The 12,387-nt window shown below is 72.1% G+C and carries 10 protein-coding genes and 2 pseudogenes; 4 read left to right on the top strand and 8 right to left on the bottom strand.

What is annotated here, in order from left to right:
- Nucleotides 1–731 (bottom strand): annotated as a pseudogene (locus tag GY24_RS15450) (hypothetical protein); the annotation flags it as partial.
- Between the two features lie 14 nt (nucleotides 732–745).
- Nucleotides 746–1,600, bottom strand: a complete 855-nt coding sequence (gene kynA / locus GY24_RS15445; RefSeq protein WP_104477288.1) for a tryptophan 2,3-dioxygenase — start codon at nucleotides 1,598–1,600, stop codon at nucleotides 746–748.
- 162 nt (nucleotides 1,601–1,762) lie between these two features.
- Here kynA and GY24_RS15440 point away from each other — a divergent pair, with 162 nt between their 5' ends.
- Nucleotides 1,763–2,401 carry a TetR/AcrR family transcriptional regulator gene (locus tag GY24_RS15440; protein ID WP_104477286.1) on the top strand — a complete coding sequence of 213 codons (639 nt, stop codon included), beginning with the start codon at nucleotides 1,763–1,765 and terminating at the stop codon, nucleotides 2,399–2,401.
- Here GY24_RS15440 and GY24_RS15435 read toward each other — a convergent pair.
- Nucleotides 2,398–3,282: a VOC family protein gene (locus GY24_RS15435; protein WP_233279408.1), complete on the bottom strand. Its 885-nt coding sequence runs from the start codon at nucleotides 3,280–3,282 to the stop codon at nucleotides 2,398–2,400. The genes GY24_RS15440 and GY24_RS15435 overlap by 4 nt on opposite strands.
- A 931-nt stretch (nucleotides 3,283–4,213) precedes the next feature.
- Nucleotides 4,214–5,164, bottom strand: coding sequence for a phosphoribosylaminoimidazolesuccinocarboxamide synthase (locus GY24_RS15430; RefSeq protein WP_104477282.1), 951 nt, complete (start codon nucleotides 5,162–5,164; stop codon nucleotides 4,214–4,216).
- Nucleotides 5,165–5,311: 147 nt separating this feature from the next.
- Here GY24_RS15430 and GY24_RS15425 point away from each other — a divergent pair, with 147 nt between their 5' ends.
- Complete coding sequence (locus GY24_RS15425; protein ID WP_104477280.1) at nucleotides 5,312–6,019, top strand: MgtC/SapB family protein; 708 nt, start codon at nucleotides 5,312–5,314, stop codon at nucleotides 6,017–6,019.
- 235 nt (nucleotides 6,020–6,254) lie between these two features.
- On the opposite strand, the gene purD is transcribed toward GY24_RS15425, so the two are convergent.
- Nucleotides 6,255–7,559, bottom strand: a complete 1,305-nt coding sequence (gene purD / locus GY24_RS15420) for a phosphoribosylamine--glycine ligase (RefSeq protein WP_104477278.1) — start codon at nucleotides 7,557–7,559, stop codon at nucleotides 6,255–6,257.
- 341 nt (nucleotides 7,560–7,900) lie between these two features.
- Between purD and GY24_RS15415 the strand changes: the two genes are divergently transcribed.
- Complete coding sequence (locus GY24_RS15415) at nucleotides 7,901–8,263, top strand: sterol carrier family protein (RefSeq protein ID WP_083362823.1); 363 nt, start codon at nucleotides 7,901–7,903, stop codon at nucleotides 8,261–8,263.
- A 141-nt stretch (nucleotides 8,264–8,404) separates the two neighbouring features.
- Here the strand turns inward: GY24_RS15415 and GY24_RS15410 are convergent, their stop codons facing one another.
- From GY24_RS15410 to GY24_RS15400, 3 genes are read right to left on the bottom strand one after another with little or no spacing between them, the layout of a single operon-like run.
- The gene (locus GY24_RS15410) at nucleotides 8,405–9,223 is read right to left on the bottom strand and encodes a heme ABC transporter ATP-binding protein (protein ID WP_104477276.1); all 819 of its coding nucleotides are present in this window, start codon (nucleotides 9,221–9,223) and stop codon (nucleotides 8,405–8,407) included.
- The gene (locus GY24_RS15405; RefSeq protein WP_104477274.1) at nucleotides 9,220–10,341 is read right to left on the bottom strand and encodes a FecCD family ABC transporter permease; all 1,122 of its coding nucleotides are present in this window, start codon (nucleotides 10,339–10,341) and stop codon (nucleotides 9,220–9,222) included. The genes GY24_RS15410 and GY24_RS15405 overlap by 4 nt, the downstream gene beginning before the upstream one ends.
- On the bottom strand, nucleotides 10,334–11,494 hold the full coding sequence (locus tag GY24_RS15400) for a heme/hemin ABC transporter substrate-binding protein (RefSeq protein WP_104477271.1): 1,161 nt from the start codon (nucleotides 11,492–11,494) through the stop codon (nucleotides 10,334–10,336). Before GY24_RS15400 ends, GY24_RS15405 begins: the two co-directional genes overlap by 8 nt.
- 163 nt (nucleotides 11,495–11,657) lie before the next feature.
- Between GY24_RS15400 and GY24_RS17745 the strand changes: the two are divergent.
- Nucleotides 11,658–12,387, top strand: a pseudogene (locus GY24_RS17745) (hypothetical protein); the annotation flags it as partial.

The following is a 12,387-nucleotide window of genomic DNA, read 5'->3' as shown; positions in this document are numbered from 1 at the left end:
CGTCGATGCGGGTGGCCGGGTACACCTGCCCCTCGGCCAGGCGGTCCCGCAGGGCCTGCGATGCGCTCGAGCAGGGCGTCGCCGAGCCGCTCGGTGAACGGGGCGTGGGCGAGGGCGGACACCCCGGCGGCGAGCGCCCGCTCGGCCTGCCCGGCGCCCTCCGTGTGCGCGACGACGGGGAGTCCGTGCGCGCGGGCGGCGGCCACGACGGCGATGGCCACCGCGTCGGCCGGGACCGGCCCGGCCGCGCTGTTGAGCATGAGCTTGATCACGCTGGCGCCGGCCGCGCGCTGGGCGGCGACGGCCGCCGCGGCCGCCCCGGTCTCTGCGGAGTCGGCCGCGAGCTCGACGGTGGAGCCGGCGGGCGCCCAGCCCGAGGCGCTCGGGTAGCCGCCCGCGCAGCTGAGGAAGGCGCCCGCGATGCGCACCTCGGGCAGCGTCGAGCCGGCGGCCGCGCTGGCCTCGAGCCAAGCGATGGCGTCGGCGGGGATCCAGCCGAGGTCGGTGACGCTCGTGATGCCGCCGGGCAGCAGCAGCTCCGGCTCGCCGAGGCCAAGGTGCACGTGGTGGTCGGTGAGGCGGGGGAACAGCGTGCCGGGCAGCTCGAGGTCGACGGGCGCCGCGGCGCGGTCGGAGCCGGGCAGCGGATGCAACAGGCCGCCGCGCAGGGCGAACACCGCCGGCCCGCGCCATCCGCCCGACCACCACTGCTGCACGCCGACGTGGAGCACGCCCGGGCGCACGGTCAGCGGCCGATTTCGGTGCGCACCGCGTAGAGCTCGGGGAAGAAGGTGAGCTCCAGCGCCTTCTGCAGGAACGCGGCGCCGGTCGATCCGCCTGTGCCGGTCTTCATGCCGATGGTGCGCTGCACGGTCTTCAGGTGCCGGAACCGCCAGAGCTGGAAGTTCTCCTCCAGGTCGACGAACTCCTCGCACGCCTCGTACGCCGACCAGTTCTCGCTGGCGTGCTCGTAGATGTTCGTGAACACGGGCACCAGCTCCGGGTCGAGCACCCACGCCTCTGTCACGTCGCGCTCCAGCACGGATGCCGGCACGGCATGCCCGGCCCGGTGCAGGTACCGCAGGAACTCGTCGTAGATGCTGGGCGCCTCGAGCAATTCGCTGAGCAGGGCGGATGCCGCGGCATCCGCCTGGAACACGCTCAACATGCGCCGGTTCTTGTTGCCGAGCACGAACTCGACCGCCCGGTACTGCCACGACTGGAAGCCGCTGGAGTTGCCGAGGAAGCCGCGGAACTCGGCGTACTCGGTGGGGGTGAGCGTGGCCAGCACCGACCACTGCTCGGTGAGCGTGCGCTGGATGTGCTTGACGCGGGCGATGCGCTTGAGCGCGGGGGCGAGCTGGTCGGCGCGGAGCAGGTCGCGGGCGCTGGCCAGCTCATGCAGCACGAGCTTGAGCCAGAGCTCGGTGGTCTGGTGCTGCACGATGAAGAGCAGCTCGTCGTGGTGCTCCGGCGTGCTCACCGGCAGTTGGGCCGAGAGCAGGGTGTCCAGCTGCAGGTAGCCGCCGTAGCTCATCCGCTCGCTGAAGTCGGTCACGATGCCGGGATCGAAATCACGGGTGTTCTTCTCGACCGACACAGTTCTCCTCGCACGACACGTCTCGCAGCCCAGCGGCTGCTCTGGGTATTTTCCCGCCGAACGGGGCTGCGGCGCAATGTGACCGGCCGGCGACCGGTGCGCCGTCGCTTGGACTGGAGGGCGTCCTAGGTATCGAAATCGGCACGCGCGTATGCTGGAAACATGAGCTCTTCCGACGGAGCCGCACGCGCGCGCCGTCCCGGCAGCGCACCGCCGGGACGGCGCAAAGACGCACAGCGCAACTACGACCGCCTGCTGCTGGAGGCGCGCCGCGTCGTGGCCGAGCAGGGCAGCGCGGCATCGCTCGAGGAGATCGCGCGGCGCTCGGAACTCGGCATCGCGACCCTCTACCGGCACTTCCCGAATCGCACGGAACTGCTGCGGGCGCTCTACGAGCAGGCGCTCGCCGAGGTCGAGGCCGCGGCATCCGATGCCCTCGCCGCCCCGAACGCCTGGCAGGGCCTCGCGGGATACGTGGAGCGGCTGGCCGCCTGGCTGATCGACGACCCAGGTCTGCTCCCGATCATCGAGCACCTGGGCGCTGCCGAGCCTGAGTACCGCCCGGGCGGCACCCTGGAGCGTCCGCTGGCCGAGCTCATCGCCCGGGCGCAGGCGGCCGGCGAGCTGCGTCCCGACGTCGGCGTGGCCGACCTGACCCGCCTGATCGCGATGCTCGGCGGGCTGTCGCGCGGCCGCGGGCCGGGCGCGGCACGCAGCTGGCGCCGCGAGCTGGGGGTCGTGCTGGACGGGCTGCGCGCCGAGAACGTGCGCAACCCGCTGCCGGGAGAACCTGCAGGTTAGGCCGTGCGCACCCGGATGACGTTCGCCCATGGGTCGTCGAAGCTGAGCGTCTGACCGTCGTTGCGCACGCCCACCTTGTGGTGCGTCATCCGCTCCTCCAGGGCGCCGAGGGAGTCGGCATCCGGCACCAGGATCTCGACCTGGCCGAGGCCGAGGGCCAGCTGGCGGCGGCCGGCGCCGCGGCTGTTCCACGTGTTCATGGCCATGTGGTGGTGGTAGCCGCCGGCCGAGACGAAGAGGGCGCTGCCGCCCATCTCGGCGGTGGAGTCGAAACCGAGCGTGTCGACGTAGAAGTCGCGGGCGCTGGCCACGTCGCCGACCGAGAGATGCACGTGCCCGACGATGGCGCCGCCGACCACGGGGTCGGCCACGCCGGCCTCGGTGAGGTGGGCCTGCAGGTAGGCGTTGGGGTCGAGGGCGAGGGTGGCCATCTCGATGGTGCCGTGGGTCCAGCTCCACTCGGTGCGGCTGCGGTCCCAGTACAACTCGATGCCGTTGCCCTCTGGATCGTTGAAGTAGAACGCCTCGCTGACGAGGTGGTCGGCGCTGCCGGTGAAGGTGTTCGGGTGGCGGCTGGCGACCGAGTAGACGGCGGCGGCGAGGGCGGCCTGGGTCTCGAACAGGATCGCGGTGTGGAACAGCCCGGCGGCGCGCGGCTCGGGGTTCACGAGCTCGGGGGCGTGCTGCAGAATGACGATCGGGGTGGTGCCGCGGCCGAGCACGGCGACGCTGCCCTCGTGGCTGAGCAGCTGCAGCGTGACCGCGTCGCGGTAGTAGGCGATCATGGCGTCGAGGTTGCCGACGCGAAGGGTCACCGCGCCCATCCCGGTGTCGGGGGCGAGCAGGTCGGCGGCGCTACGTGCAGGAGTTGGTGCGGTCATGCAGTGTGCAACGGATGCCGCCGCCGCCGTATTCCGCGAGGCTGCCCGAGGCTGCTGGGCTTCGGGGCTTCGGGGGCTGCGGGGCTCCGGGGCTTCGGGGCTTCGGGGGCTGCGGGGCTTCGGGGCTTCGGGGGCCGCGCTGCTCCTTCGTCGCGGCGCGGCCCCCTCCAGCCGACGTGAGTCTCCCGTTGGCTCGAGGGAGCTTGCGACCGAAGCCAACCTCGCCCCGCCCACACTCGTTGGTCGAGTAGCGAGGAACGAGCGTATCGAGACCTTGCACGAGTCACGGTTTCCCGCCGGAAGCCGGGTCTCGATACGGCCCTGGCGGGCCTACTCGACCAGCGGGGAGGGTCGCCTTCCCCGTTGGCTCGAGGGAGCTTGCGACCGAAGCCAACCTCGCCCATATGCACCCGTTGGTCGAGTAGCGAGGAACGAGCGTATCGAGACCTCGCACGCGGCACGGTTTCCCGCCGGAAGCCCGGTCTCGATACGGCCCTGGCGGGCCTACTCGACCAGCGGGGAGGGTCGCCTTCCGCGTTGGCTCGAGGGAGCTTGCGACCGAAGCCAACCTCGCCCGTATGCACCCGTTGGTCGAGTAGCGAGGAACGAGCGTATCGAGACCTCGCACGTGGCACGGTTTCCCGCCGGAAGCCGGGTCTCGATACGGCCCTGGCGGGCCTACTCGACCAGCGGTGGCGGCTCACACCCGTTGGTCGAGTAGCGAGGAACGAGCGTATCGAGACCTCGCACGCGGCACGGTTTCCCGCCGAAAACCGGGTCTCGATACGGCCCTGGCGGGCCTACTCGACCAGCGGGTGCGGCCTGGCGGGCCTAATCGACCAGCGGTGGCGGCCCACATCCGTTGGTCGAGTAGCGAGGAACGAGCGTATCGAGACCTCGCACGCGCAGCGCGGGCGGCGGGCCCCGGCCGCTAGAGCGCGGTCAGCCGCCCGAGCAGCTCGCGGTAGCGGGCCGCCGTCTGCTCGACGATCTCGGCCGGAAGCTCGGGCGGGGTGCCCTGCTGGTCCCAGTTGGCGGCGAGCCAGTCGCGCACGATCTGCTTGTCGAAGCTGGCCATGCGCGCCTCCGGGGTGGTGCCGGCGGCGTACGCCTCGCCGTCCCAGTAGCGGCTGGAGTCGCTCGTGAGCACCTCGTCGCCGAGGCGGACCACGCCGGTCTCGCGGTCAGCGCCGAACTCGAACTTGGTGTCCGCCAGGATCAGTCCATGCGCCTCGGCGATGGCGGAGGCGTCGGCAAAGATCTGCAGCGACAGCGCGCGCAGCTCGGCGGCGACATCCGGGCCCACCAGCTCGACCGTGCGCTCGTAGCTGATGTTCTCGTCGTGCTCGCCCATCGGGGCCTTCCACGCCGGGGTGTAGATCGGCTCGGGCAGGCGGTCGCCGTTCTGCAGGCCGGCGGGCAGCGGGATGCCGCACACCGTCTGCGAGGTCTGGTACTCCTTCCAGCCGCTGCCGGTCAGGTAGCCGCGGACGACGCACTCGACCGGGAACATGTCCAGGGTGCGCACCAGCATGGCGCGGCCGGCGACGGCGGCGGGGATGCGGCTCGCGCCGTCCAGGCCGTGGTCGGCGATGAGGTGGTTGGGCACGTGCAGCTGGTCGAACCACCAGAGGCTGAGGGTGGTGAGCAGCTCGCCCTTGCCCGGGATGCCGGGCTCGAGCACGTGGTCGAAGGCGCTCACCCGGTCGCTGGCGACAACGAGCACCTCGGGGCTGGCGGCGAGCGGGTCGCCCGTCCAGGTGTCGTCGTCGGTCATCGTCACGCTCGGCACGTAGAGGTCGCGCACCTTGCCGGAGTAGACATGGGCCCAGCCCGGGAGGTCGACGGCGGACGATGCGGAGGGCTGGGTCTCGTTGGTCACGGAACCATTCTCGCGCACATCCGCGGCCGCCCCGACGACACCCGCGCGCGCCCGAGCCGATGGCGGGGGAGCGCGGGAGTGGCCCGGTGGGCGCTACTCTTCCGAGTGCATCCTGCGTTTCCACCGAGAAGGGCGGCATCCCGGTCCATGACGATCAACTGGTTCACCGACACGCTGGTCACCGAGATGGTGCTGCTCGGCCTGGCATTCGTGCTCTCCGCCGTGATCGGCCTCGAGCGGCTCTGGCACCGCAAGAGCACCGGGCTGCGCACGCACACGCTCGTCGGCGTCGGCTCGGCCCTGTTCACCCTCGTCTCGGCTTACGGTTTCAGCCAGGTGACCGACCCGAACGTGGTCGTCGACCCCTCGCGCATAGCGGCTCAGGTGGTCTCCGGCATCGGCTTCCTCGGCGCGGGCGTGATCTTCGTGCGGCAGAACGTCGTCAACGGCCTGACGACCGCCGCGTCGATCTGGATGACGGCCGCCGTCGGCATGGCCTGCGGCGCCGGCATGCCGGTGCTCGCCTCCGCCGCCACCGTCATGCACCTGTTCACGACCACGCTGCTCTCCCGCTTCGGCCGGCGCCTGCGCCCGGTCCCCGAGGACACCGTCGTCGTGCAGTACAAGGGCGGCCGGGAAGTGCTGAGCGAGGTCCTCGCCGCGGCGACCTCGCTCGGGCTGCGCACCTCGCTGACGAGCACGAAGACCGTCGAGACACCGAGCGGGGCCGAGCGGATCGAGGCGGTGCTCACCTTCGACAGCGCCGGGCGCCGGGCGCAGCAGCAGCTGCTGCAGGACCTCTCCGGCATCCGCGGCGTCGTGTCGGTGGCGCTCGCCGACGAGGACTCGGACTAGCTGGCCGGTGTCGGCTCCCGGGCGAGTGACTGGGCGCCCGGCAAGTTCAAGGGCCAGTGCAACAACAACGAGTACATCGCCGGTGTCGCGTACACCTACCGCTGGAACAACGGCGGTGTGCCGAGCGCGCTGCTCTGCAAGCCGCTGAGCTAGCGGCGGGCCAACGCCAGACGAAACGGCTGAGGGCCGGACTGCCATGCGGCGGTCCGGCCCTCAATTCGTCTGCTGCGTACCGCTAGCCGGCGACGCGGGCGGCGATGTCCGTGCGGAACTGCGCCCCTTCGAGGCCGATCAGCGCGAGCGCTTCGTAGGCGCGGGCGCGGGCGGCGGCGAAGTCGGGAGCGGTCGCCACGACGTTGAGCACGCGGCCGCCGGTCGAGACTAGGCCGCCGTCGCGGAAGGCGGTCGCCGCGTGGGCGATGTGCACGCCGGGCACGGCCGCTGCGGCATCCAGCCCGCTGATCTCGCGACCGGTCACGGGCGTCTCCGGGTAGTTCTCGCTGGCCAGCACCACGGTGACGGCCACGTCGGCGGCGAACTCGGGGTTCTCGCGTGAGCCGAGGGCACCGGTCGCGGCGTCGAACAGCAGGCCGGAGAGCGGCGTGACGAGGCGGGGCAGCACGACCTGCGTCTCCGGGTCGCCGAAGCGGGCGTTGAACTCGATCACGCGGATGCCGCGGGCAGTCAGGATCAGGCCGCAGTAGAGCAGGCCGATGAACGGCGTCTGCTCGGTGGCCAGCTGGCGCACGGTGGGCAGCGCGATGGTGGCCTGCACCTCTGCGACGAACTCCGTCTCGCTGCCGAACTCGGCGTCGAGCCAGGGCAGCGGCGAGTACGCGCCCATGCCGCCGGTGTTGGGGCCGGCGTCGCCGTCGGCGAGGCGCTTGTAGTCCTGCGCGGGGGAGAGCGGCAGCACGTTGTGGCCGTCGCTGAGGAAGAAGAGGGAGACCTCCTGGCCGTCGAGGAACTCCTCGACCAGCACGCTGCCGTGCTCCAGCCAGTGCGCGGCGTGGTTGATGGCGGCGTCGCGGGCCTCGGTGACGAGCACGCCCTTGCCCGCAGCCAGGCCGTCGGCCTTGATCACGTAGGGGGAGCCGAACTCGTCGATGGCGGCGGTGGCCTCGGCGAGGGTGCCTGCGCGCACGGCGCGGCCGGTGGGGACACCGGCCTCGTCCATGATGCGCTTGGCGAAGGTCTTGGAGCCCTCGAGCTGGGCCGCGGCCTGCGCCGGGCCGAAGACGGGGATGCCGCGGGTGCGCAGGGCGTCGGCGACGCCGGCCACGAGCGGGGCCTCCGGGCCGATGACGACGAGCTGCACGTTGTTGTCCATCGCGAAGTCGGCGACGGCGGCGGGATCGTTGGCGTCGAGGGCCACCGTGCTCACCGAGCCGGCGCCTTCCGCGCCGGCATCCGCGGCGATCCCGGCGTTGCCGGGCGCAGCGATGATCTCGTGGGCGTCGCCGCCACGAGTCTCCTCTGCCAGGAGGGCGGTGATGATGGCGTGCTCGCGGGCACCGGAACCAAGGACCAGAATTCTCACCGGTTCAGGCTACCGGATGCCGGATGCGCCCGCGCCCGGCCGGCACCCCCGGCTCGAGCCCCCGGCTCGCACCTACCGAAACCCCGCGTTGGCCCGAGGGCGCCTGCGACCAAAGCCCACCCGCTCGCGGCCCTCGTTTCGACTCGCGGCCCCAGACATACCGAGGGCCGCGAGCGCAAACGAGGGCCGCGACGGCGGTTGCCGCTCGGCCCGCCGGTTGAGCCTGTGGAAACCTCCGCCAGCTGAGCCTGTGGAAACCCCCGCCGGCGGAGCCTGCCGAACCCCACGTTGGCTCGAGGGAGCCTGCGACCGAAGCCCACCCCGCGCGATACCGTTGACCCATGGCACGAGCACGCATCGACGACGCACAGGGCCGGGCGGCCGTCGCCGCCTGGCGGGCCGATTCCACGGGCGCCAGCCGCGACATCCGCGCCCTCGCCGTGCGTTACACCCTGCAGCTGCTCGCGGAGCTCGCCCCCGGCAACACCCTCGAGGTGCGCGTGCCGCCGTTCGGCGCCGTGCAGTGCATCGAGGGGCCCAGGCACACCCGCGGCACCCCGCCGAACGTGATCGAGACGGATGCCGCCACCTGGCTGTCCCTCGCCACGGGCGAGCGCCCGTGGGCCGAGGCGCTCGACTCCGGGGCCGTGCACGCCTCCGGCCAGCGCGCCGACCTCGCCGAGCAGCTGCCGCTGCTGCAATAGTCGCTCCGCTCGGAACTCACGCTGGCTCGAAGGAGCAGCCGAGGAACGAGGCCGCGACTGAAGCCAAGCTCCTGCCGCACACCGTGTGCGGCGTGCACGGGCTTCGCTCGTTCCTCGCTCAGCCGACGGGGAATGCCGGCATCAGCGCAGCGGGACGATCAGCGGAGCCCCCGTGCGCGGGTGCTCGAACACCTCGACCGCCTGGCCGTAGACCTCGCCGATGCGCTCGGCGGTGAGCACCTCGCGGGGCGTGCCCGTGGCCACGACGCGGCCGTGCTGCAGCAGCGTCACCCGGTCGGCGTAGGCAGCGGCCAGGCTGAGGTCGTGCACGACGACGATCACGGTGTCGCCGGATGTCGCGCGCTCGCGCACCAGGCGCAGCACGTCCTCCTGGTGCTTGAGGTCGAGGGCGGCGGTCGGCTCGTCGAGCATCAGCAGCGATGCGCCCTGGGCGAGCACCCGCGCGAGGGCGGCCCGGGCACGCTCGCCGCCGGAGAGCGACGGCACGGTGCGCCCGGCCAGCGCCTCGATGTCGCAGAGCGCCATGGCCTCGGCGACGAGGCGCTCGTCGTCGTCCTCCGCGGCGGTGCCCTGCCAGGGTGACCGGCCCATCTCGACGACCTGGCGCACGGTGAACGGGAAGTACACGTCGTGTTGCTGCAGCAGCACGGCCCGCTCGCGGGCCAGCTCGCGCAGCTTCCAGTCGCCGAGCGGCCGGCCGTCGAGGCTCACGCCGCCGGCGCTCGGACGCACGTCGCCGGCCAGGGCGCCGAGCAGCGTCGACTTGCCTGCGCCATTCGGGCCGAGCAGCGCGTGCAGCTCGCCGGGGCGGGCCGTGAAGTCGACGCCGTCCAGCAGGCGGGCGCCGTCGACGGTCACGCCGAGTCCGGTGGCGTTCAGGCGCGCGGCGACGGGCGCCGTGGCATCCGCCGGTGCGGTGAAGGTGGCGGTGGCGCTCATGCCCAGCCTCCCGACCGGCGCCGGGTGCGCCGCAGCAGCCAGAAGAAGAATGGGCCGCCGACGAGCGAGGTGAGCATGCCGATGGGCAGGTCGGCCATCGGCACCGCGGTGCGGGCGACCAGGTCGGCGCCGGCCATCAGCAGCGCGCCGCCGAGCACGCTGGCGATCAGCAGCGGACGGTGGGCCGGGCCGAGCACCATGCGCATGAGGTGCGGGATGACGAGGCCGACGAAGGCGATGATGCCGGCGAAGGCGACGGCGGCCGACACGAGCACGGCGACGACCACGATGACGAGGATGCGCACGAACTCGACGTTGACGCCGAGGTGGCGGGCGCCGCGCTCGCCGAGCGAGAACAGGTCGAGCGTGCGGGCCAGGCCGAAGGCGATGATCAGACCGATCAGCACGAGCGGCGCGATGATCGCGATCTGCTCCCAGCGGGCGCCGTTCAGGCTGCCGAGCTGCCAGAAGATGATCTGCTCGCGCGAGGCGCTGTCGCCGAGGAAGGTGAGCAGGGCAAGGGCCGAGCCGGCGAAGGCGTTGATCGCGATGCCGGTCAGCACCAGGGTCACCACCTCGGTCTTGCCGCGGGTGCGGCTGGCGAAGTAGACGAACAGTGTGGTGGCGAGGCCGGCGACGAAGGCGGCCGCGGCCACGCTCCACTCGCCGAGGAAGGTCCAGCCGAACACGATCGCGGTGGCGGCGCCGAGCGCGGCGCCGGCCGACACCCCGACGACGCTCGGCTCGGCGAGCGGGTTGGAGAACACGGCCTGCATGAGGGTTCCGGATGCCGCCAGGGCCGCACCGATCAGCAGGGCGAGCACGATCCGCGGGAAGCGGATCGTCCAGAGCGCCACGTCGTGCGTCGGGCTCGCGGCGGGGCCGACGTCGAATCCCATCGCCCGCAGCACGGAGCCGATGACCTCGCTGGGCGCGATCGAGAGCTGCCCGCTGCCGGCGGAGACCAGGAACACGACGACGAGGGCGACCGAGAGGGCGGCGAACAGGATCGCGGCGCGTCGCCCGTTGGGGGCACCCCTGCGGGCTGCTGGCTTGGTGTCGACGGGCTCGACCGGAGCTGTTGACGGCCGCGCCGAAACCGTCGCGCCGCTACTCACCGATCGGGCCAGACTGCTCCGGCGCGTACACGGCGCGGGCCAGGGCGTCGAGCACCTGCGGGGTGCGCGGTCCGAAGCTCAGGATCTCGGTGTCGCTCATGTCCACGAAGCGCCGGTTCTGCCCGGCCGGCGTGCTGGCCAGAGCGGGGATGCTCTCCAGCAGCCCGTCGACGCCGTTGACGGAGTCCAGCCCCTTGGTCATCAGCAGCACGAGATCGGGCGCCGCCTCGACAAGCGCCTCGGCGGTGACGGGGCGCATGCCCTGCCAGCCGATCTCCCCGGCGACGTCGCGTCCGCCGATGCTCGTGATCAGGGCGTCGGCCCCGGACTCCTCGCCGAACAGGTAGTAGACCCCGGCGCTGCCGCGCAGGTAGAGGAACAGCATGCGCGGGCGCTCGGCGGGGTCGGCCGGGGCGATCGCCTCGACGTCGGCCTGCACCGCTGCGAGGTCCGCGTGCACCTGCGCGGTGAGGCGCTCGCCGGCATCCGGCACCCCGAGGGCGGCGGCGACCTGCTCGATGACGGTGCCGATCGTGTCGATGTTGCGCTTGGAGGTGGTGATCACGACCGGGATGCCGGCATCGCGCAGCTGCGAGAGGACGGCCGGCGGGCCGAGCGTCGTGTCGGTGAGGATCACGGTCGGGGCGAGCCCGAGGATCGGCTCGGCCGAGAGCTGGTGGCCGCCCGTGGTGACGAGGGGGAGGCCGGCCGCCTCGGCGAAACCTGTGGAGCTGTCGCGGCCGACGACGCGGTCGCCCAGACCGAGGCCGAACACGGTGGCGGCGAGGGAGCCGGAGACGTCGAGGGCCAGGATGCGCGACGCGTCGGTCACGGTGACCTCTGTGCCCTTGTCGTCGACGACGGTGACGGGCAGCTGCGGCTCATCGGGGGAGTCGATGGCGGTGATCCCGGCGTCGGCCAGGCAGGCGGTCGATGAGCCGACCCAGTCCCGCGGGGCATCGAGGATCGCCAACTCGGTGAGGGGGGTCTCGGATGCCACGCACTCCCGCTGCGCGCTCTCTGCGGTGCCGGGGCCGGCGGCGGGGCCGGCGCACCCGGTCAGCATCAGCAGGGTCAGCGTCGCGCCGACGAACGCGGGGGTTCCGAACCGGAACGGGCGCCGTCCGGCACGGGAAGAGAGGGGGGAGCTCATAAGAATTTAGCTTAGCCTAACCTAAGAGTTGACAGTCTCCTGTGAATCTGACTACGGTTAGGCAAGCCTTAGCTAACCATGCTTCGGCGTCAAAAACCAATCCAGCCCACGCGAACGATGACCGTTCCCTCGTGGGCTCCTTCTTGCCTGGAGAAGCCGCGTCGTGAAGACACTGCAGCAGCATCGTGCCCGCCCACAGAGATGGCTAGCCACACTCACAATCGCGGTTCTCGCGCTCGGGGCCCCGCTGGCCACCGCCGCACCCGCCTTCGCGGACCCGGCGCTGCCCGCCGTCGAGCAACTGCCGGCAGAGCAGGCGGGGGAGCAACTCCCCGCCGCGGCAACTCCCGCGGATGAGTCCGTTGCAGAGGAGACGCCCGCAGAGGAGGCCCCCGCAGAGGAGGCCCCCGCAGAGGAGGCGCCCGAGAGCGGAGACTCGATCCAGCACGCTCCCGTCGCCGCATTGAGTGCAGAGGCGCCCGCTCCGGCTCCGGCCGTTGCAGCCACCCCTGTGGTCACGGTCTCCGAAGCGCCGCACGATGGCGGCGCCGTCGTGGTGCGCGGCACCGGCTTCGCCGCAGCCGCCCCCGGTGTCTACCTCGGCGTCGGAACCGCCGGGGCCGCCAGCTTCTACGGCGCGAGCCTGGTGGCATCCGAGACCGTCTGGATCTCGATCGACAACACCGCCGGGTCCTCCGACGCCGGCAAGACCGCGCCGATGAACTCGGACGGCAGCTTCGAGGTCACCGTCGCCGTTCCCGCGGTGAGCGACGCCGTTGCGAGTTACGCCGTGTACACCTCCAAGGCGCACGGCCAGGGCTTCGCCGACACGAGCCAGAACACGGCAACGACCGTCGCCTTCGCCCCGAAGCCGCTGCCGACCCCGACCGTCT

The sequence above is a fragment of the Microterricola pindariensis genome, from assembly GCF_002936985.1.
In the GTDB taxonomy this organism is placed as follows: Bacteria; Actinomycetota; Actinomycetes; order Actinomycetales; family Microbacteriaceae; genus Microterricola; species Microterricola pindariensis.
This window is presented reverse-complemented; position numbering and strand designations above follow the sequence as displayed.